Raw genomic sequence first — 20,519 nt, forward strand, 5'->3', positions numbered from 1 at the left:
CCATCAGCTATGAAATCTGTAGCAAATACCGTTGCCGTGGTCGACTACGGCATGGGCAACCTGCACTCCGTGTCGCAGGCCGTGCGCCATGCGGCCGACCAGGTCGGCGTGGAGGTGTTCGTCACCTCCGACCCCGACGTGGTCCGCAAGGCGACCCGCGTGGTGCTGCCGGGGCAGGGCGCCATGCCCGACTGCATGCGCGAGCTGCGCGACTCCGGCCTGCAGGAGTCGGTGCTCGAAGCCGCGGCGAGCAAGCCGCTGTTCGGCGTGTGCGTGGGCATGCAGATGATGCTGTCGCGCAGCGACGAGGGCCCCACCGATGGCCTGGGCCTCATTCCGGGCGAGGTCGTCAAGTTCGACCTGGCTGGCCGCCTGCAGCCCGATGGCAGCCGCTTCAAGGTGCCGCAGATGGGCTGGAACCAGGTGCGCCAGGCCCAGCCGCATGCCGTGTGGGCGGGGGTGCCAGACCAGAGCTACTTCTACTTCGTGCACAGCTTCTACGCCCGCCCGACCGACCCCAAACACAGCGTGGGCGAGGCGGAATATGGCGCGAGCTTTACCGCAGCCATCGCACGCGATAACATTTTTGCAACCCAGTTCCACCCGGAGAAGAGTGCGGACCACGGGCTGCAGCTGTATCGCAACTTCCTCCACTGGAATCCCTGAACCCATTTTCCCGACCGGGCCGAACCTCTCACAGCCCGGCTTCCGCATACTCGCGTCACTTCCATGCTCCTCATTCCCGCCATTGATCTCAAAGACGGCCACTGCGTTCGCCTCAAGCAGGGCGACATGGACCAGTCCACCATCTTCAGCGAAGACCCCGCTGCCATGGCCCGCAAGTGGGTCGAGGCCGGCGCGCGCCGGCTGCACCTGGTCGATCTGAATGGCGCCTTCGCCGGCAAGCCGCAGAACCACGCGGCCATCAAGGCGATCCTGAAAGAGGTGGGCGACGACATTCCGGTGCAGCTCGGCGGCGGCATCCGCGACCTCGACACCATCGAGCGCTACATCGACGATGGCCTGCGCTACGTGATCATCGGCACCGCCGCGGTCAAGAACCCCGGCTTCCTGAAAGACGCCTGCAGCGCCTTCGGCGGCCACATCATCGTGGGCCTGGACGCCAAGGACGGCAAGGTCGCCACCGACGGCTGGAGCAAGCTCACGGGCCACGAGGTGGCCGACCTGGGCAAGAAGTTCGAGGACTACGGCGTCGAATCGATCATCTACACCGACATCGGCCGCGACGGCATGCTCTCGGGCATCAACATCGAGGCCACCGTCAAGCTCGCGCAGGCGCTGACCATTCCGGTGATCGCCTCGGGCGGCCTGTCGAACATGGCCGACATCGACAAGCTCTGCGCAGTCGAATCCGACGGCGTCGAGGGCGTGATCTGCGGCCGCGCCATCTATTCGGGCGACCTCGACTTCGCCGCCGCGCAGGCCCGCGCGGACGAACTGGCCGGCGCCTGACGCCTTTACCGCGTAGCGCGTGCTTTCCGCGCTCGCCATCGCCAACTACCGCTCGCTGCGGCAGCTGACCGTGCCGCTGGGCCGGCTCACGGTCGTGACCGGGGCCAACGGCAGCGGCAAGTCGAGCGTGTACCGGGCGATGCGTCTGCTGGCGGACATCGCCAATGGCGGGGTGATCCGCTCGCTGGTGCGCGAGGGTGGGCTTTCATCGACCTTGTGGGCCGGGCCCGAGCGCTTCTCGGCGGCCATGCTGCGGGGCGAGGTGCCGGTGCAGGGCACATCGCGCAGCGAGCCGGTCGCGCTGAAGCTGGGGTTCGCTGGCGTCGAGGCTGAAGATTTCGGCTACGCCATCGACATCGGCCTGCCGCCACCGAGTTCATCGACGGCCTTTTCGAGCGACCCGCAGATCAAGCACGAGGCCATCTGGAGCGGCCCGCTGCTGCGCCCCTCGACGCAGCTGGTCGACCGCAAGGGCGCCGCGCTGCGGCTGCGTGAGGGCAAGAGCTGGCAGGCCGTCGGCCGGCCCATTCCTGCTTTCGCCAGCATGATGACGGAGCACGCCGACCCGCGCGACGCACCCGAGATGCTCACGCTGCGCGAGCAGATGCGCTCCTGGCGCTTCTACGACCACTTCCGCTCCGACGCCGATGCGCCCGCTCGCCAGCCTCAACTGGGCACGTACACGCCTGTGCTGTCCAACGACGGCGCCGACCTGGCCGCGGCATTGCAGACCATCCGAGAGATCGGCGACGGCGAAGCACTCGACCGCGCGGTGGACGACGCCTTCCCCGGCGCAAGCATCGAAGTCCAGGTGACAGGCGACCGCTTCGAGACGCTGATGCGCCAGCACGGCCTGCTGCGGCCCCTTACAGCCGCCGAACTCTCCGACGGCACCCTGCGCTACCTGTTGTGGATCGCGGCGCTGCTGACGCCCCGCCCGCCTGCGCTGCTGGTGCTCAACGAGCCGGAGACCAGCCTGCACCCCGACCTGCTGCCGGCCTTGGGGCGGTTGATTGCGCAGGCCGCGCGGCAATCGCAGGTGATCGTGGTGTCGCACGCCGCCCGGCTGATTGCCGCGCTGGACGACAGCGAAGGCCTGCAGCCGGTAGTGCTCGAAAAGCAGTTCGGCGAGACGCGCATCGCCAACCTCGACATGAGCGAAATACCGCGCTGGGAGTGGCCAGCGCGGTGATCCTGTTGGCCCCCCGGCTTTTCGCTCCGCTTCGCTGCGTGTAATTCGCCACCCCCCGAGGGGGAGGCGCGGCCCGCCTTGGGGCGGCCCGGCGGCGGCCGCGGGCTAGGCTTATTCGGCCTTCACCGACATCGTCTGGATGATCGTTTCCAGCTGCGCACTCATCGGCAGGTTGATGCTTTCCCCCGACGGCAGCTTGCGCAGGAACCAGCGCTTGTACTGCCGCTCGATCTCGCCGTCCTCCGCCAGCACCTGGAAGGTGTCGACGACCACCTTGTTCAGCTGCGGGTCGCCCTTGCGATACATGATCCCGTAGGGGTCGTAGGAGAGGAAGTCGCCGACCACCTCGTAGTCGGCCTTGGCGGCGTCCTGCGCGATCAGGCCGTAGAGCAGCACGTCGTCGGTCGCGAAGGCATCGGCCTGGCCGCTCTTCACCAGCCCGAACGACTCCGCATGGTCGCGCGTCACCTGCAGGTTGATGTTCAGCTTGAACTTCTCCGACAGGTCGCGCAGCGTCTTCTCGTTGGTGGTGCCGGCAGTGACGGCCACCTTCCTGCCCGCGAGGTCGCGGAACGACTTGATCGGCGAGCCCTTCTTCACCAGCACCTTGGTGCCCGAGACGAACATCGTGGGCGAGAAACTCACGCGCTTCTGGCGTTCGAGGTTGTTGGTGGTCGAGCCGCATTCCAGGTCGACCTTGCCGCTCGCGACCGCGTCGATGCGCGAGTCCGACGTGACGGGCACCCACTTGATCGTGAGGCTCCTGTTCACCGCGTCCTCGATGGCCGTTACCAGCGCGCGGCAAAGCTCGATCGAATAGCCGATCGGCTCCTTGCGCGCATTGAGGTACGAGAACGGCACCGACGACTCGCGGTAGCCGATGGTGATGGCGCCGGTTTCGCGGGCCTTGGCGAGGGTGCCGGTCAGCGCGGTGGGCGCTGCCTGTTCCTGTGCCTGTGCCGGTGCCGCCAGCACGAACACGGCGGCCGCCAGCAGTCCGGCGAGGAAAACCGACAGCGTGGCCTTGGGCTTCATGGCGCGCCTCACGCGTGGGCGGGGTGGGCGAGGGTGGCGCTGGCTTCCTCGTCGAGCGCCTTGGCGTTGACCTCGGCATCGCTCTCGGACATCAGCTCGCCCTCCCACTTGGCAACCACCGCGGTGGCGATGGAGTTGCCCACTGCGTTGGTGGCGGAGCGGCCCATGTCGAGGAAGGTGTCCACGCCCAGGATCAGCAGCAGGCCGGCCTCGGGAATGTCGAAGTGGTTCAGCGTGGCTGCGATCACCACCAGCGAGGCGCGCGGCACGCCGGCCATGCCCTTGGAGGTGAGCATCAGGATCAGCAGCATGGTGATCTGCGTGCTGATCGGCATGTGGATGTTGTAGGCCTGCGCGATGAAGAGCACGGCGAAGGTGCAGTACATCATCGAGCCGTCGAGGTTGAACGAGTAGCCCATCGGCATCACGAAGCTGGAGATCTTGCGCTTCACGCCGAAACGGTCGAGCGCCTGCAGGATCTTCGGGTAGGCCGCTTCCGAACTGGCAGTGGCAAACGACAGCAGGAAGGCTTCCTTGATGAGCACCAGCAGCTTGAACACGCGCGGGCCGAGGAACAGGAAGCCCGCCAGCACCAGCACGCTCCACAGCACGAACAGGCCCAGGTAGAAGTCGCCCATGAACACCGCGAACTTCAGCAGGATGCCCAGGCCGTTGACGGCCACCGTGGCGGCCATGGCGGCCAGCACCGCGAGCGGCGCGAGCTTCATGACGTAGCCGGTGATCTTGAGCATGGCGTGCGACAGCTCCTCGATGGCGGCGACCAGCGTCTTGGCCTTGTCGCCCAGCGAGGCGAGCGCCACGCCGAAGAACATCGAGAACACCACGATCTGCAGGATCTCGTTGTTGGCCATGGCCTCGACGAAGGACTTCGGCACCGTGTGGCTCACGAAGTCTTTCAGCGTGAATTTCGAGGTGGCAAGGTTGGCCGAGGCGCCGATGTCGGGCAGCGGCAGGCCGAGGTTTTCGCCGGGCTTGAGCAGGTTGGCCATGACCAGGCCGATGACCAGCGAGATCAGCGAGGCGGTGAGGAACCAGCCGATGGCCTTGCCGAACACGCGGCCGACCGACTTGGCGTCGCCCATGTGCGCGATGCCCACCACCAGCGTGGAGAACACCAGCGGGCCGATCAGCATCTTGATCAGGCGCAGGAACACATCCGAGATGATGGAGACGTAGTCTGCGATTTCTTTCGCGGCTTTCTTGTCCGGAAAGCTGGAGAAGATCATGTAGCCCACGATGATGCCGAGCACCATCGCGATCAGGATCCAGGCGGCCATCGGCAGCTTCTTCATGCGTATCCCCTTGTCGTGTGAGAGTAGTTTTTCCGAGTGCACGGGACCGACTTGCACGTTGTCCCTCGATGCAAGCGATCACAGGGTATCCAAGAAGGCCCCGGGCACGCAATGGCCCTTGATGCCAATTCCGTGCCACGGTGCGGGTGCTGCCTACAATTCTCGCCATGGAAATCACCCCGATCGAGTTTCGCGGCCAGCCCGCTCTGCGTGCCAACGGCATCGATGGGAGCACCCTCACGGTGGCCTTGCATGGGGCGCAAGTGCTCTCTTGGACCGCGGCTGACGGGGTGGAAAGGCTCTACCTGAGCCCTTCGGCGGTGTTCGACGGGCATACGGCCATCCGCGGCGGCGTGCCCATTTGCTGCCCCCAATTCAACCAGCGCGGCATGTTGCCCAAGCATGGATTCATGCGCAATTTGCCTTGGGTGCACGAGGTTTCGGATGCGCCCGAAACGCTGAGGCTGACGCTTCGCGACTCCGAAGCCACCCGAAAGCTCTGGCCGCACGCTTTTGAGGCGCGGCTTGAAGCCACTTTGTCCGGCGGCCAGCTGCGCACGACGCTCACGCTGGTCAACATCGACCGCGCCCCCTGGACCTTTGCCGCCGCGCTGCACACCTACCTGCGCGTCGACGACATCGCCAACGTGCGGCTGGAGGGCCTGCAGGGCGCCAACCGCTGGGATTCGCTGCGCGACGACCGCTGGGTGGAAACCGCGGCAGCGTTGCATTTCGATGCAGAGTTCGACAGCGTCTATGCCGCGCCCGCCCAGCCGCTGCGGCTGGTCCAGCCGGGCGGCAAGCTCGAAATCTCCCAAAGCGCGAGCTGCAGCGAAACCGTGGTCTGGAACCCCGGCGCGGTGCTCGGTGCGAAACTCGCCGACATGCCTGCCGATGGCTTTCGCCACATGCTCTGCGTGGAGGCCGCCCGCATCGACGAGCCCGTGCTGCTGATGCCTGGCGCCCAATGGCAGGGCTGGCAACAACTCCGCGTTCTCTGATCCCCTACCGGTTGTTCAACATCCCATGCTTGCCAAACGCATCATTCCCTGCCTCGACGTCACCGGCGGCCGTGTCGTCAAGGGCGTCAACTTCCTCGAACTGCGCGATGCCGGCGATCCGGTCGAGATCGCCGCGCGCTACAACACCCAGGGCGCCGACGAACTGACCTTTCTCGACATCACCGCCACCAGCGATGGCCGCGACCTGATCCTGCCGATCATCGAGGCGGTGGCTTCGCAGATCTTCATTCCGCTGACCGTGGGCGGCGGCGTGCGCACGGTGGCCGATGTGCGCCGGCTGCTCAACGCCGGAGCCGACAAGACCAGCTTCAACTCGGCCGCCATCGCCGATCCGCAGGTGATCAGCGACGCCGCGCAGAAGTACGGCTCGCAATGCATCGTGGTCGCCATCGACGCCAAGCGCCGCAGTCCCGAAGAAGCCGCCACCCGCGGCGCGGGCTGGGACGTATACAGCCACGGCGGGCGCAAGAACACCGGCCTCGACGCCGTCGAATGGGCGACCGAGATGGCGCGCCGCGGCGCCGGCGAGATCCTGCTGACCAGCATGGACCGGGACGGCACCAAGAGCGGCTTCGACCTGGAATTGACCCGCGCGGTGAGCAACGCCGTCAGCGTGCCGGTGATCGCCTCGGGCGGCGTGGGCAGCCTCGACGACCTGGCCGACGGCATCCAGACCGGCGGCGCCGACGCCGTGCTGGCGGCCAGCATCTTCCACTACGGCGAGCACACGGTGGGCGAGGCCAAGGCCCGCATGGCTGCGCGCGGCATTCCCGTGCGGATCGATGCTTGAAGCGTGTCCAAAGGGTCTTTTCCTATCCCCGACAATACTTCCATGAATTGGCTCGATGAAGTGAAGTGGGACGCGAACGGCCTGGTGCCGGTCATCGCGCAGGAACAGGGCAGCAACGACGTGCTGATGTTCGCCTGGATGAACCGCGAGGCGCTCGAAAAGACCGCCGAGCTGGGCCGCGCGGTGTATTTCAGCCGCTCGCGCAACAAGCTCTGGTTCAAGGGCGAGGAGTCGGGCCACGTGCAGACCGTGCACGAGATCCGCCTCGACTGCGACAACGACGTGGTGCTGCTCAAGGTCACCCAGCTCGGCCACGAGCCCGGCATCGCCTGCCATACCGGGCGCCACAGCTGCTTCTTCAGCAAGTACGAAAAGGGCCAGTGGACGGTGGTCGAACCCGTCTTGAAAGACCCGGAGTCGATCTATAAATGACGGCCACAGTGAACAGCAACACCTCCGACGCCCTCGCACGCCTGGCCGCGGTCATCGAAAGCCGCCTGCCCGCGCGCGGCGGCGATCCCGAGAAAAGCTACGTCGCGCGCTTGCTGCACAAGGGCCCCGACGCCTTCCTCAAGAAAATCGGCGAGGAAGCCACCGAGGTCGTGATGGCCGCCAAGGACGCCGACCATGGCGGCGACCGTTCGAAAATAGTGAACGAAGTGGCCGACCTGTGGTTCCACACCATGGTGGCGCTGGCGCACTACGGTTTTTCCCCGTCAGACGTCACCGCGGAACTCGAGCGCCGGGAGGGCACCAGCGGCATCGAGGAAAAAGCGCTGCGCAAGGTGCAGCAACGCGGCATCGAAGAGCAGCAGAAAGGCCAGGCCTCCGAATGAACGAAATCACCGCGATCGACGACATCTCCGGCAAGACGCCCGAGCAGCTGGAAAGCCTGCGCCAGATCACGCTGGCGGTGTACATCCTCTATGCGCTTTCGTGGTTCACGGGCGGCCTCACGGGGATCGTGGGCATCGTGCTCAACTACCTCAAGCGCGAGGATACGGAGGGCACGCTCTATCAAAGCCACTTCACCTGGCAGATCCGTACCTTCTGGTGGGGCCTGGTCTGGTCCATCCTGGGGTTCATCACCATCTGGATCCTGATCGGCTTCCCCATTCTCTTCGTCACTGCCGTGTGGATGATCTACCGGCTGGTCAAGGGCTGGCTGAACTGGAGCGAACGCAAGCCCATGGCTGTCTAACGAACAACCTCCATGTCACACGATCCCAACTGCATCTTCTGCAAAATCATCGAGGGCAAGATTCCCTCGCGCAAGGTCTACGAAGACGAAGACCTGTTCGGCTTCCACGACATCGCGCCCTGGGCGCCGGTGCATTTCATGCTGGTGCCCAAGAAGCACATCGCCTCGATGGCCCAGCTGACGCCCGACGACGAGGCGCTGATGGGCAAGATCATGATCCTGGCGCCCAAGCTGGCGCTGGAGCAGGGCTGCAGGCCCTATCCGGACGGCGGCTACCGGGTCGTGGTCAATACCGGCACCGAGGGTGGGCAGGAGGTTCACCATCTCCATGTCCATGTCATGGGTGGTCCCCGGCCGTGGCTTCGCGGCTGAGCGGCATTAAGCCAAACTGTCACATTCCGCCCGACTAAAATCGGACACATTCTTAGGAGTTCTCCATGGGTTCTTTTTCCATCTGGCACTGGCTGATCGTGCTGCTCGTAGTGGTCATGATCTTCGGCACCAAGAAGCTGCGGAACATGGGTTCGGATCTTGGCGGCGCCGTCAAGGGCTTCAAGGACGGCATGAAGGACGGCAGCTCGTCCGATGCCGCCGCTTCGTCGGCCCCCGCCCAGCAAGTGACCGGCCAGCCGGTCAACAGCGACAAGCCGACGATCGACGTCGAAGCGCGTCAGAAGTCCTGAGCGCGGACCGCACGTGCTCGACCTCGGCATTGAGAAGCTGGCGCTGATCGGCGTCGTGGCGCTGATCGTCATCGGCCCGGAAAAGCTGCCGCGCGTGGCCCGCACCGTCGGCACCCTGCTTGGCAAGGCGCAGCGCTACGTGAACGACGTCAAGGCCGAAGTCAACCGCTCGATGGAGCTCGACGAGCTCCGCAAGATGAAGACCACCGTCGAGGATGCGGCGCGCGACGTCGAGCACAGCATCCACACGGGCGCGAGCGAATTCGAGAAGCAGTTCAGCGGTTCGGGCGAAACCCTCTCGGCGCTGGCCGAACCCGAGCCGTCGCCGCCCGAATACAAGCATCCCCGCAAGAACTGGCGCCTGAAACAGGGCGCCACGCCACAGTGGTACAAGGCGCGCAACGGCGTGCGCACCAAGGCGCTGTCGGGCGCGGCGCGCGTTGCGCGCTTCCGCCCGCACACGATCAACAAGATCAACTAGCGCATCCACAACACCGCGTTCTGCGCGCGCCGCACGCCGGCCGACGTCACGCTATCTTCTTTTCCAATGGCTGATTCCGACAACAAGAACAAAGACAAAGAAGACGAGCTGGCGGGCACCGAACAGCCGTTCGTGGCGCACCTGGTCGAGCTTCGCGACCGCCTGCTCTATTGCGTCTACGGCCTCGTGGTCGCGGGCATCCTGCTGGCCATCTGGCCCGGCCCGGGCGGGCTGATCGACCTGATCGCGATGCCGATCAAGGCGCACATGCCGCACGACGCGAAGCTGATCGCCATCGGCGTGTTCTCGCCGTTCTTCGTGCCGCTCAAGGTTTTGATGATGGCCGCCGTGCTGCTGGCGCTGCCCTGGCTCATGTACCAGGCATGGATGTTCATTGCGCCGGGGCTCTACAGCCATGAAAAGAAATTCGCGCTGCCGCTGATCTTCTTCGGCAGCCTGCTGGCCTATGCGGGCATCGCGTTCGTGCAGCTCTTCGTGCTGGACAAGATGTTCAGCTTCATCCAGCGCTTCGCACCATCCGCGGTGCAGGCAACGCCCGATATTTCCTCGTACGTCGAGGCGATCCTGTCGCTCTACATCGCCTTCGGCGTGGCCTTCCAGGTGCCGATCGTCGTGATGCTGCTGGTGCGTTTCGAGATGGTGACCATCGAGAAGCTGAAGTCCTTCCGCGGCTACTTCATCGTGGTCGCGTTCGTCGTTGCCGCGGTGCTCACGCCGCCCGACGTGGTGTCGCAGCTGGCGCTGGCGGTGCCGATGTGCCTGCTGTACGAGGTGGGCATCATCGGTGCCAGGTACTTCGCCAGTTCCGGCAAGAAGCCAGAGGAAGAGGAAAGCGCTGATTCAGCGCAATCCTGATCGACCGACCTGACAGCCCGTTATTCGGGCTGACTCGGCGGCACCTGCCGGACCGGGCTCTTCGGGCGCAGACCCGGCGTCACATCCAGCTCCATCTTGTCGCTGCCGCGCTGCAGCGCGAACCGCGAGGTGCTGCCGGGCTTCAGGCCGGCCACGGCGGTCAGCAGCGCCTGTACGTTGTCGGTCTTCTTCTCGCCCACCGAGGTGATCACGTCACCCGGGCGAATGCCGGCCTTGGCGGCCGGGCCGTTCTGCAGCACGCCGGTGATGATCACGCCCGCGTCCGCCTTCACGCCGAAGGTCTCGGCGAGTTCGGGCGACAGGTCGCTCGGCTCCACGCCGATCCAGCCGCGGCGCACCTGGCCTTCCTTCACGATCCCTTCGAGCACGATCTTGGCCATCGACACCGGAATGGCGAAGCCGATGCCCATGCTGCCGCCCGAGCGCGAGTAGATCGCGGTGTTGATGCCCTGCAGGTTGCCGTTGACGTCGATCAGCGCGCCACCCGAGTTGCCGGGGTTGATGGCTGCGTCGGTCTGGATGAAGTTCTCGAAGTTGTTGATGCCGAGCTGGTTGCGGCCCAGCGCCGAGACGATGCCGCTGGTCACGGTCTGGCCCACGCCGAAGGGGTTGCCGATGGCCAGCACCTGGTCGCCCACCTGCAGCGCGTCTGAATCGCCCAGCACGATCACCGGCAGCTTGTCGAGCTCGATCTTCAGCACGGCCAGGTCGGTGTCGGGATCGGTGCCGATCACCTTGCCGCGCGCATGGCGGCTGTCGTTGAGCGTCACTTCGATCTCGTCGGCGCCCTCGACCACGTGGTTGTTGGTGAGGATGTAGCCGTCGGGGCTCACGATCACGCCGCTGCCCAGGCCCACCTGGGGCTGGTCGTCCTGGTCGCCGAAGAAGAAGCGGAACCACGGGTCGTTGCTTCGCGGGTGGCGCTGCGCGGCCTTGCTGGTGTTGATGCTCACCACCGCCGGGGAGGCCTTCTTGGCCGGCACGCTCAGGCTGCCGGGCGTTGTCACGCCCGGGTTGCCGGCCGGTGCCTCGACGATCGACACCACGCCGCCCAGCGAGGTTGCGCGCTTGTTGATCCACTCGGGCTTGAGCGTCGCGACGACGAAGTAGGCCGCGAGCAGGACGGTCACGGCTTGGGCGAAGAGCAGCCAGGTGCGTTTCATGAAAGATTGGTGAAAAAGACGTTGGAAGGCTGCAGTGCAACGCAGCAATGTTGTCAATTGTCCCTCAACCGCCTGGTGCAGAAACCGCTCGCAGAGGTCGAGATTAAGACTTCCTGCGTACGTAAAGCCGGGTTAACACCTAGGATCGCAGGTCGGTCCCATCCGGCCCGTGTTTTTCAGGCCTCCCGCGCTGCCCACCCGGTGGAAGCGGCCAGGCATTTCGCCAGCGCGCCATTTTTCCGTTTTGTCACCCGGTCCCGCGGGCTGGCGCGCGATCACGATCTCCCTGCCAGCCATGACTTCAGAAGCAACCTTCCCGGACGGCGCGCAGCCGGCACCGGCACGCACGCTCGACTCGAGCGACTACAAGACCCTCGGCCTGTCCGCCCTCGGCGGCACCCTGGAGTTCTACGACTTCGTCATCTACGTGTTCTTCGCCACCGTGCTGGGCGCGCTGTTCTTCCCGGTCGACATGCCCGACTGGCTGCGGCAGTTGCAGACCTTCGGCATCTTCGCGGCCGGCTACCTCGCACGCCCGGTGGGCGGCATCGTCATCGCGCATTTCGGCGACATCTTCGGCCGCAAGCGCATGTTCACGCTGTCGATCTTCCTGATGGCTGCGCCCACGCTGGTGATCGGCCTGCTGCCGACCTACGCGAGCATCGGCGTTGCGGCGCCCCTGCTGCTGCTGGCGATGCGCGTGCTGCAGGGCGCGGCCATCGGCGGCGAGATGCCCGGCGCCTGGGTGTTCGTGGGCGAGCACGTACCGGCGAAGCGCTACGGCTTTGGCATCGGCATGCTGACTTCGGGCATCACCGGCGGCATCCTGCTGGGCTCGCTGATCGCGGTGGCCATCAACCGCCACTATTCGCCCGAGCAGGTGAGCGACTTCGCCTGGCGCATTCCCTTCATCCTGGGCGGCGTGTTCGGGCTGGTGTCGGTGTACCTGCGCCGGTTCCTGCACGAGACGCCGGTGTTCAAGGAGCTGGCCGGCCGCCGCAGCGTGGCGCGCGAGATGCCGCTGCGCACCGTGCTGCGCGAGCACCGCCTGGCCTGCGTGTACGTCGCGCTGCTGACCTGGGTGCTGTCCGCCGCCATCGTGGTCGTGGTGCTGTACACGCCCACGTATCTGCAGAAGGTGCACCACATTCCCGCCGCGCTGGCGCTCGAGGCCAACGCGCTCGCCACGCTCACGCTGACCATTGGCTGCATGCTGGCTGGCTGGGCCAGCGACCGCATCGGCACGCGCACCGTGATGCTTGTCGGCTGGGGCGGCCTGTTCGTCACGGCCTACCTGTTCTACAGCGGGCTGCCCGGAACGCCGGCTACGCTGTTCTGGCACTACGGGCTGGTGGGCCTGTTCGTGGGCACCATTGCTACCGTGCCGATTGCGGGCGTGCGTGCCTTCCCAGCGCCGGTGCGCTTCACCGGGCTTTCGTTCGCCTACAACATGTCTTACGCGGTCTTCGGCGGACTGACGCCGGTGATCCTGACGCTCTGGCTGCAGCGCGACACGATGGCGCCGGCGCACTACGTGGCAGTGCTGGCCGGGCTGGGCTTCCTGCTGGCGTTCCTGCCCCTGGCCGCGCGCGGCCATGCCATGCGGGATGGCGCGGCCCCCGCGGGCGGCGCGACAATGGCGCGATGAGCACCACCCGCCACGAACTGCTCCACGCATTCGACCTGCTGCTGGCCCCCGGGCGCTTCAAGGACTACGGACCCAACGGCCTGCAGGTCGAAGGGCGCACCGTGGTCCGCAAGATCGTCTCGGGCGTGACCGCCAGCCGCGCGCTGATCGAGGCCGCGATCCACGCCGAGGCCGATGCCATCTTCGTTCACCATGGCCTGTTCTGGCGCGGCCAGGACGGCTGCGTTACCGGTTGGATGAAACAGCGCCTGGGCCTGCTGCTGGGCGACGACGTCAACCTGTTCGCCTACCACCTGCCGCTCGATGCGCATCCCGAACTCGGCAACAACGCGCAGCTCGGCCTGAAGCTGGGGCTCGTGGCCCATGCCGGTTCGACCGGGCGCTTCGGCGAGCAGGAGCTGGGCTTTCTCGGCATGCAGGAAAGCGGCGAGAGCTTTGCCAACGCCAAGGCGCTTGCCACGCATGTCGAAAGCGTGCTGAAAAGGCCAGTCACGCTTGTCGATACGGCGCATCGTGCTATCAAAAACGTAGCTTGGTGCACGGGCGGCGCGCAAGGCTACTTCGAGGCGGCCATCGCGGCCGGCGCCGACGCCTTCATCACCGGCGAAATCTCGGAGCCCCAGGCTCACTACGCGCGCGAGATGGGCGTGGCCTTCCTGGCCTGCGGGCACCACGCCACCGAACGCTACGGAGCGCCGGCGGTGGCCGGGCATGTGGCGGCGCAGCTCGGGCTGAAGCACGAGTTCATTGACATCGACAACCCGGCATGAGCGCAGCGCCGGGCCGCCCCAAGCAAGCTCGCACCGCAGTGCGAAGCGCGGAGGTATTTCAATGAGCGGGGCCATTGCCATCACGCTGGGCGATCCCGCGGGCATCGGGCCGGAGATCATCGTCAAGGCGTTTCGTGATGCACCTGACGCGACCCGCAGCGCCTTCGTCGCCGGCGACGTGGGCACGATGCGCCAGGCCTCGCAGGCCCTGGCCGGGCCGGGTCAGCTGGCTTGGCCTGTGCTCGAGATCGAATCCGTCGCCGAAGCCGCGACCGTACCGCCGGGCTGCATCCCCGTGCTGCAGGTGATCGCGCCGCCATCGCACATCGAAACGGGCCGCATCAGCGCAGAGGCCGGCCGCGTGGCGGGCGAATGCGTGATCTGGGCCGCGCGGGCCGCGCTGCGCGGCGAGATCGGCGCCATCGTGACCGCACCGCTGCACAAGGAAGCGCTGTCGGCCGCCGGCTTTCCGTACCCCGGCCACACCGAGCTGCTGCAGGCCGAGGCGGCTGCGCATCTGGGCCGCACCGTGGCCGACGTGCCGGTGCGCATGATGCTGGCCAACGACGAGCTGCGCACCGTGCTCGTCAGCATCCACATGTCGCTGCGCAACGCCATCGAGGCGGTGCGTTTCGAAGGCGTGCTCGAAACGCTGCGCATCACGCATCGCGCGCTGACGCATGCGCTGGGCCGCGCGCCGCGCATCGGCGTGGCGGGCCTCAACCCGCATGCGGGCGAGGGCGGTCTGTTCGGTTCGGAAGAGCGCGAGATCATCGCGCCGGCCATCGAGGCCGCGCGCGCCGAAGGCATCGACGCCAGCGGGCCCTATGCGCCCGACACGGTCTTCATGCGCGCACGCGCCAGGCACGGCGTGCCCTCAAGTGGCGAGTTCGACGTGGTGGTGGCGATGTACCACGACCAGGGCCTGATCCCGGTCAAGTACCTGGGCGTGGAGAAGGGCGTGAACGTGACGCTGGGCTTGCCGCTGGTGCGCACCAGCCCCGATCACGGCACCGCGTTCGACATCGCGGGAACGGGGCTGGCCGATGCGTCGAGCCTCGTCGAGGCGCTGCGCATGGCCCGGGTGCTCAAGGGCGCTTGATCAGGGGCGCTTGAGGCTGTCGCGGATTTCGCGCAGCAGCACCACGTCTTCGGGTGTCTCGGGGGCCGCGGCCGGTGCAGGCTCTTCGTTGCGCTTCAGGCGGTTGATCTGCTTGACCATGATGAAGATGATGAAGGCCAGGATCACGAAGTTGACTGCGATGGTGATGAAGTTGCCATACGCCAGCACCGGAACGCCGGCCTTCTTCAGGTCTGCCAGCGTGTTTGCCACGCCGGCGGGCGCCGTGCCCAGCACCACATAGAGGTTGGAGAAGTCGAGCTTGCCGAACACCACGCCGACCAGCGGCATGATGATGTCGGCCACGAGCGAGTCGACGATCTTGCCGAACGCTGCACCGATGATCACGCCGACCGCGAGGTCGATGACATTGCCCTTGACGGCAAATTCCTTGAATTCACTGAGGATGCTCATGATTCAAAAGGCTGCTGGAGCTCTGCTGTTGAAGGAAAGTCGAGTATGCCCGCGATTGCTCACTTCTCCAGCGAGCGTGGCGCAACATCGACATGCGCGGCCGGCAACCCTTCACGACTGCGCGCGGCAATTTGCCTGAAGCCGTCCTCGAGATGGCGCACGAAGCGCGGCGTGTCGAAGTAGCCGCGGCGCGCGACCTTGGCCGCCACGAGCCGCGCGCGCAATGCGGCCAGCTCCTCCGGGTGCGTGGCGTAGTGGATGGCCTTCTGCACGTACTCGTCGTGGTTCGTAGCCACCAGCTCCGGCAGCCCGATGGCGCCGAGCAGGCTGCCCGCCATGCGCGACACCATCGTCGTGCCCGTGAGCGCCAGCAGCGGCACGCCCGACCACAGCACGTCGTTCGCGGTGGCGCCGCTGCTGTAAGGGAAGGTGTCGATGAACAGGTCGGCCAGGCCGATGCGCGCCAGGTGCTGGTCGACCGGCATGCGCGGCGACACGATCAGGCGCTCGGCCGGCAGGCCCGCCTTGACCCATTGCGCGCGCAGGTTGTGCTCGAAGCCGTGCGGGCCCTGTGCCAGCCACAGCACCGAGTTCGGAATGCCCTGCACGATGCGCACCCACGCCTCGAAGGTCTCGGGCTGGATCTTGAACGACTGCGAGAAGTTGCACAGCACGAAGGCGTCTTCGGGCAGGCCGTGCTCGGCGCGCGTGGCCTTTTGCGGGTTGACCGGGCGCTTCGTGTCGATCACCTGGAAGGTCTCGGGCAGGCGCAGCAGCTTCTCGGTGTAGCAGTCTTCCGTGCCCGGCGGCGAGAGGAAGTTGTCGGACACCAGGTAGTCGTAGTTAGGCGTGCCGCTGGTGCCCATGTAGCCCAGCCACATGAGCTGCGCTGGCGCCGCGTGATAGGCCATGACCTGCGGCTTGGCGCCGCGCGTGTCGCCCGAGAGGTCGATCAGGATGTCGATCTCGTCCTCGCGGATGCGCTCGGCCATCTGCTGGATCGACTGGCCGTGCATGTCGACGAAGTGCTCGGCCGACGCGGCGATGCGCGCCCGCGCAGGATGGCCGTCGTCCGGACCGTAGGAGTAGACGAAGACTTCGAAATCTTTACGGTCATGCTGGCCGTACAGCTCGGCGGTCAGGTGCGCGACCGGGTGGTTGCGGAAGTCGAATGAGTAGTAGCCCACGCGGATGCGCGGCGCCGTGCGGCGCGCGCCGGCATCGGCGAAAGGCCTGATGCCCGTGTTCCGGTCGGCCAGCGTGGCGGAGCGCTGGGTCCAGTTCATCAGCCGGCGCGCATCGTCGTAGTTCGACATCAGGATGAACGACGACACGGTCTGGTCGTTGTTCGGGTTGTCCAGCAGCGCCGCGATCCTGGCGCGCAGTTCGGGTACGCCGTTCCAGTCGGCGATGTGCGCCTTTTCGCCCAGCATCCACACCATGGCCGGCATGAAGTCGGGGTCGTCGCGCAGGCACTGCTCGAACTCCGCAATGGCCGCCTCCGACTGGCCGGCCATTACATAGGTCACGCCCAGGTTGCAGCGTGCGAGCACCTGGCGCGGATGCACTTCGAGCGCCTTCTTGAGCACTTCGATGGCGGTGTCGAAATGGCCGAGGCGGAAGTTCACCGTGCCCAGGTTGTTCAGCAGGAGCTCGTGCTCGGGCAGGCTTTCCAGCGCCAGCTTGTAGAGCTCGGCCGATTCCGCAAAGCGCATCGACACGCCTTCGAGCGCGCCGCACACGCCGTAGAGCGCGGCCACGCCTTCGGGGTCGGACAGCGCCTTGTGGCGCTCCTCGGCCGGCCAGTTGCGCATGGCGCGCTGCATGGGCGCGATCGACTCCTCGGTGCGGCCGCAGCTCTGCAGGGCCCTGGAGAGCATGAAGTCGGCCTCGCAATCCTGCGGGTCGGCCGCGGCCCGCTCGTACGAGTCGAGCGCGGCGGCCCAGTCTTTTTGATGCGCGCGGATCTTGCCGATGTTCTTGTGCGCGGCCGCATAGCCAGGGTCGAGCGCGAGCGCCTGGCGGAACTGCACGATCGCCTCGTCGAAGCGGTCCTGCTCCATGTCGATTGCGCCGGCGTTGTTCCATGCCGCGGGCGCCTGTGGTGCGAGCCGCGTGGCTTCAGCCGCGGCCTCGCGGGCCTGGCGGAACTTCTTCTGCTGGCGGTACACCGCCGACAGGTTCACGTAGGCCTCGGGGTAGTTCGGCAGCGCCTTGATCGCGCGGCGAAGGTCTTGCTGCGCTTCGGCCGGCAGGCCCATGTGCATGAAGATCGTCGCGCGGGTGTTGAAGTAGAAGTGATGCGGCGACCGCGCGATTGCGCGGTTCACGTAGTTCAGCGCCAGCTTCGGCCGTCCTTGCCGGTACAGCGCTTCGCCCGTCAGGTGCAGCGCGTCGGCATGCTCCGGAAAGCGCGACAGCAGGGCTTCGTAGACCTGGATGGCCTCGGCGAAACGGCCCACCCGGTGCAGCACCAGTCCCTGTTCCAGAAGGCTGCCGGCATCTGCTGCCGATGTGGAGGGTGCGGGGGCGAGAGAAGGTGAGTTCATGAAGCCGTGTGATGGACGGGTCAGAAGGTCGGCCGCTGCAGGAAATGCCGGCCTTCATGCAAGTGAAAAAGGCCGGCAACCCAGTATAGGGGCCGGCCTTCCGTTTCATCAGCGGGCGTGCCCGCAGCGCAGGGGCGCCACGGGCACGCCGTGCCGGATTACCAGGACCAGGAGGCGCCGATGCCGCCGCCGACCTTGCCGCTGCTGCCGCTGCCGATGTTCACCTTGATCTGCGCGCCTTCGCCGATGCGGAAGCTGGCTGCCGCAGCGAGAGCCGAGCGGCCGTCGTACGAGCCCACGCCCACGCCGATGCCGAAGCTCTTGCCCGCTTCGAGCGCCGGCACCGAGGCTGCTGCCAGGGCGATGGCCGCACCGGTGCTGCTGGTCTTGCGCATGTCCTGCACTTCGTTGCGGACCTGGTTCAACTGCGACATGTTCGCGGCGTCCGTCGGCAGGACGCCGGGAGCCACGTTCTGCACGCGGCCGTTGGCGACCACGCCGTTGCCCGCCGTGATGGTGCCGCCCGCCGTCACGTTGCCGGTGACGTTGACCGTGCCCGCGTTCAGTGTCGTGACGTTGCCGGTCACGGCGTTGATCGTGGTGATGTTGCCGGTCTGCGTGTTCAGCACCGTGATGTTGCCGTTGGCCGCCGTGACCGTCTGGAAGTTGCCGGTGGTGGCGTTCACCGTGCTTGCATTAACCGTCGTGGCGCTCACCGTGTTGGCGGTCAGCGCGTTGATGGTGGCGCTGGCTGCCGACAGGTTGGTGGTGCTGACGTTGGTTGCGCTCAACGTGTTGATCGTGCCGCGGCTCGCCGACAGGTTCGTCGTGCTGACATTGGTAGCGCTCAGCGTGTTGATCGTGCCGGCGTTGGCTGTCAGGTTCGTGGTGCTGACGTTGGTGGCACTCAGCGTATTGATCGTGCCGTTGCTGGCCGACAGGTTCGTCGTGCTGACGTTGGTGGCGCTCAACGTGTTGATGGTGCCGTTGTTGGCGGTCAGGTCCGTCGTGCTGACGTTGGTAGCACTCAGCGTGTTGATCGTGCCGGCGTTGGCCGTCAGGTTGGTGGTGCTGACGTTGGTGGCGCTCAACGTGTTGATGGTGCCGTTGTTGGCGGTCAGATCCGTCGTGCTGACGTTGGTGGCACTCAGCGTGTTGATCGTGCCGTTGCTGGCTGTCAGGTTCGTCGTGCTGACATTGGTCGAGCTCAACGTATTGATGGTGCCGTTGTTGGCAGTCAGGTCCGTGGTGCTGACGTTGGTGGCACTCAGCGTATTGATGGTGCCATTGCTGGCAGTCAGATCCGTCGTGCTGACGTTCGTTGCGCTCAACGTGTTGATGGTGCCGTTGCTGGCCGTCAGATCTGTGGTGCTGACATTGGTCGCGTTCAGCGTGTTGATGGTGCCGTTTGCAGCCGTCAGGTCCGTGGTGCTGACGTTGGTTGCGCTCAGTGTGTTGATCGTGCCGTTCGACGCCGTCAGGTTCGTCGTGCTGACGTTGGCCGAGCTCAACGTATTGATCGTGCCGTTGCTGGCCGTCAGGTTCGTGGTGCTGACGTTGGCGGAGCTCAGCGTGTTGATGGTGCCGTTCGACGCCGTCACGTTGGTGGTGCTGACGTTGGTGGACGTGAGCGTCGAGATGCTGCCGGTGTTCGACGTCAGGTTGGTCGTGACGACGCTGGTGGCATCGACATTGGTTGCCTGCACGTTGGTCGCGGTGATGCCGGTCGTCAGGATGTTGGTCGAGGTCAGCGACTGGATAGTGCCGTTGCCCGACGACAGGTTGCCCGTGGTCACGTTGCTCGCGCTCAGCGTGTTGATCGTGCCGTTGGCTGCCGAGATGCTGGTCGTGGCCAGGTTGTTGATCGTGCCGTTGGCGGCCGAGACGTTGGTGGCGCTGACGCTGCCGGCAGACACGGTGCCTGCGGTGAGAGTGGCCGTGCTGATGCTGGTGGAGGTCAGGCTGGTGATCGTACCGGTGCCGGCCGTGACGGTCGCGGCGCTGACGTTGCCTGCAGACACGGTGCCTGCGGTGATCGTGCCGGTGCTGATGCTGGTGGATGTCAGGTTGGTGATCGTGCCGGTGCCGGCCGTGACGGTCGCGGCACTGACGTTGCCTGCGGACACGGTGCCTGCGGTGATCGTGCCGGTGCTGATGCTGGTCGAGGTCAGGTTGGTGGCCGTTGCCGATGTTGCGCTCAGGCTGGTGGTGGTCACCCGGGTTGCGGTGATGCTGCCTGCGGCGACTGTGCCGGCCGTGATGCTGCCCGAACTCAACGTATTGATGGTGCCGTTGTTGGCAGTCACGCTGCCCGCACTGACGCTCGTTGCGGTCAGCGTGGGCGTAGATATTCCGTCTGCGGAGGTCAGGACCCCGTTGTTCGGCCCCCCCACCACATTGACGTTGTTTCCGCCCACCTGGACCTGGGCATATGCCACCGGCAACGTCATCACATAGCCGGCGCCCACGAGCACCGAAGCGAGAAGGCGGCTGACGCCCGGGCGATGAACGATGAACGAGCGAACGCTGGAGCGCTTGGATGTAGTCATTTGGACTTTTTTCCTTGAAGAATCAGTTGCCATTTCTGGTCTTCCAAGCGCCCTCGTCGCGTGGAAGCGGGGTTGGGTTTCATTGCGTTACCCAATGCAACTGATGCTAGGAATCGAGGTCTTCGATGAACATCACCGGGATCCGTAGTTCTGGATGTATGCACGCAGCGTGACGACGCATCGGCAAATCAACGAGGTGCTCGCAAAGCCAACGCCCAT

General features: G+C 65.9%; 21 protein-coding genes. 15 read left to right on the top strand and 6 right to left on the bottom strand.

Annotated elements, in window-relative coordinates; genetic code table 11:
- Positions 1–9 precede the first annotated feature (9 nt).
- From hisH to ACN9MV_RS06740, 3 genes are all read left to right on the top strand, one after another.
- Entirely contained in the window at positions 10–666 is a 657-nt protein-coding gene (hisH, locus tag ACN9MV_RS06730; RefSeq protein WP_093048622.1) for an imidazole glycerol phosphate synthase subunit HisH, read from the top strand.
- A 63-nt stretch (positions 667–729) separates the two neighbouring features.
- Complete coding sequence (gene hisA / locus ACN9MV_RS06735; RefSeq protein WP_093048625.1) at positions 730–1,473, top strand: 1-(5-phosphoribosyl)-5-[(5-phosphoribosylamino)methylideneamino]imidazole-4-carboxamide isomerase; 744 nt, start codon at positions 730–732, stop codon at positions 1,471–1,473.
- 19 nt (positions 1,474–1,492) lie between these two features.
- Positions 1,493–2,665, top strand: a complete 1,173-nt coding sequence (locus tag ACN9MV_RS06740; protein ID WP_426391662.1) for an AAA family ATPase — start codon at positions 1,493–1,495, stop codon at positions 2,663–2,665.
- Between the two features lie 111 nt (positions 2,666–2,776).
- Here ACN9MV_RS06740 and ACN9MV_RS06745 read toward each other — a convergent pair whose 3' ends face one another.
- Positions 2,777–3,700: an amino acid ABC transporter substrate-binding protein gene (locus ACN9MV_RS06745; RefSeq protein WP_093048631.1), complete on the bottom strand. Its 924-nt coding sequence runs from the start codon at positions 3,698–3,700 to the stop codon at positions 2,777–2,779.
- A gap of 8 nt (positions 3,701–3,708) precedes the next feature.
- Positions 3,709–5,013 (bottom strand): dicarboxylate/amino acid:cation symporter, encoded by a 1,305-nt coding sequence (locus ACN9MV_RS06750; protein ID WP_093048634.1) that lies wholly within the window; start codon positions 5,011–5,013, stop codon positions 3,709–3,711.
- A gap of 167 nt (positions 5,014–5,180) precedes the next feature.
- Here ACN9MV_RS06750 and ACN9MV_RS06755 point away from each other — a divergent pair, with 167 nt between their 5' ends.
- The 9 genes from ACN9MV_RS06755 (at position 5,181) to tatC (ending at position 10,066) form a co-directional block, all read left to right on the top strand.
- On the top strand, positions 5,181–6,014 hold the full coding sequence (locus ACN9MV_RS06755; protein WP_426391663.1) for a D-hexose-6-phosphate mutarotase: 834 nt from the start codon (positions 5,181–5,183) through the stop codon (positions 6,012–6,014).
- A gap of 25 nt (positions 6,015–6,039) precedes the next feature.
- Positions 6,040–6,825, top strand: a complete 786-nt coding sequence (hisF, locus tag ACN9MV_RS06760) for an imidazole glycerol phosphate synthase subunit HisF (protein WP_426391664.1) — start codon at positions 6,040–6,042, stop codon at positions 6,823–6,825.
- Between the two features lie 42 nt (positions 6,826–6,867).
- Positions 6,868–7,257: a phosphoribosyl-AMP cyclohydrolase gene (hisI, locus tag ACN9MV_RS06765; protein ID WP_013539725.1), complete on the top strand. Its 390-nt coding sequence runs from the start codon at positions 6,868–6,870 to the stop codon at positions 7,255–7,257.
- Entirely contained in the window at positions 7,254–7,661 is a 408-nt protein-coding gene (locus ACN9MV_RS06770; protein ID WP_093172468.1) for a phosphoribosyl-ATP diphosphatase, read from the top strand. The genes hisI and ACN9MV_RS06770 overlap by 4 nt, the downstream gene beginning before the upstream one ends.
- Positions 7,658–8,026, top strand: coding sequence for a DUF4870 family protein (locus tag ACN9MV_RS06775; RefSeq protein WP_176928690.1), 369 nt, complete (start codon positions 7,658–7,660; stop codon positions 8,024–8,026). The genes ACN9MV_RS06770 and ACN9MV_RS06775 overlap by 4 nt, the downstream gene beginning before the upstream one ends.
- A gap of 12 nt (positions 8,027–8,038) precedes the next feature.
- Positions 8,039–8,398: a histidine triad nucleotide-binding protein gene (locus ACN9MV_RS06780; RefSeq protein ID WP_093048646.1), complete on the top strand. Its 360-nt coding sequence runs from the start codon at positions 8,039–8,041 to the stop codon at positions 8,396–8,398.
- A gap of 65 nt (positions 8,399–8,463) precedes the next feature.
- Positions 8,464–8,709: a Sec-independent protein translocase subunit TatA gene (gene tatA / locus ACN9MV_RS06785; protein WP_426391665.1), complete on the top strand. Its 246-nt coding sequence runs from the start codon at positions 8,464–8,466 to the stop codon at positions 8,707–8,709.
- A 13-nt stretch (positions 8,710–8,722) separates the two neighbouring features.
- Positions 8,723–9,190 carry a Sec-independent protein translocase protein TatB gene (tatB, locus tag ACN9MV_RS06790; protein ID WP_007835284.1) on the top strand — a complete coding sequence of 156 codons (468 nt, stop codon included), beginning with the start codon at positions 8,723–8,725 and terminating at the stop codon, positions 9,188–9,190.
- 66 nt (positions 9,191–9,256) lie between these two features.
- Positions 9,257–10,066 carry a twin-arginine translocase subunit TatC gene (tatC, locus tag ACN9MV_RS06795; RefSeq protein ID WP_093075856.1) on the top strand — a complete coding sequence of 270 codons (810 nt, stop codon included), beginning with the start codon at positions 9,257–9,259 and terminating at the stop codon, positions 10,064–10,066.
- Between the two features lie 20 nt (positions 10,067–10,086).
- On the opposite strand, the gene ACN9MV_RS06800 is transcribed toward tatC, so the two are convergent.
- Positions 10,087–11,250, bottom strand: a complete 1,164-nt coding sequence (locus ACN9MV_RS06800; RefSeq protein WP_093048655.1) for a trypsin-like peptidase domain-containing protein — start codon at positions 11,248–11,250, stop codon at positions 10,087–10,089.
- Between the two features lie 295 nt (positions 11,251–11,545).
- Between ACN9MV_RS06800 and ACN9MV_RS06805 the strand changes: the two genes are divergently transcribed.
- The 3 genes from ACN9MV_RS06805 to pdxA all read left to right on the top strand — a co-directional run bounded on the left by ACN9MV_RS06805 (position 11,546) and on the right by pdxA (position 14,770).
- On the top strand, positions 11,546–12,898 hold the full coding sequence (locus tag ACN9MV_RS06805; RefSeq protein ID WP_093048658.1) for an MFS transporter: 1,353 nt from the start codon (positions 11,546–11,548) through the stop codon (positions 12,896–12,898).
- Positions 12,895–13,668, top strand: coding sequence for a Nif3-like dinuclear metal center hexameric protein (locus tag ACN9MV_RS06810; RefSeq protein ID WP_093075853.1), 774 nt, complete (start codon positions 12,895–12,897; stop codon positions 13,666–13,668). The genes ACN9MV_RS06805 and ACN9MV_RS06810 overlap by 4 nt, the downstream gene beginning before the upstream one ends.
- Positions 13,669–13,729: 61 nt before the next feature.
- Entirely contained in the window at positions 13,730–14,770 is a 1,041-nt protein-coding gene (gene pdxA / locus ACN9MV_RS06815; protein ID WP_093075851.1) for a 4-hydroxythreonine-4-phosphate dehydrogenase PdxA, read from the top strand.
- On the opposite strand, the gene mscL is transcribed toward pdxA, so the two are convergent.
- The 3 genes from mscL to ACN9MV_RS06830 form a co-directional block, all read right to left on the bottom strand.
- Positions 14,771–15,202: a large conductance mechanosensitive channel protein MscL gene (gene mscL / locus ACN9MV_RS06820; RefSeq protein ID WP_093048667.1), complete on the bottom strand. Its 432-nt coding sequence runs from the start codon at positions 15,200–15,202 to the stop codon at positions 14,771–14,773.
- 59 nt (positions 15,203–15,261) lie between these two features.
- Entirely contained in the window at positions 15,262–17,751 is a 2,490-nt protein-coding gene (locus tag ACN9MV_RS06825) for a tetratricopeptide repeat protein (RefSeq protein WP_426391666.1), read from the bottom strand.
- Positions 17,752–17,909: 158 nt separating this feature from the next.
- The gene (locus tag ACN9MV_RS06830; RefSeq protein ID WP_426391667.1) at positions 17,910–20,300 is read right to left on the bottom strand and encodes a YadA-like family protein; all 2,391 of its coding nucleotides are present in this window, start codon (positions 20,298–20,300) and stop codon (positions 17,910–17,912) included.
- Positions 20,301–20,519 lie beyond the last annotated feature (219 nt).

The organism is Variovorax sp. R-27 (assembly GCF_049913215.1).
Lineage (GTDB): Bacteria > Pseudomonadota > Gammaproteobacteria > Burkholderiales > Burkholderiaceae_C > Variovorax.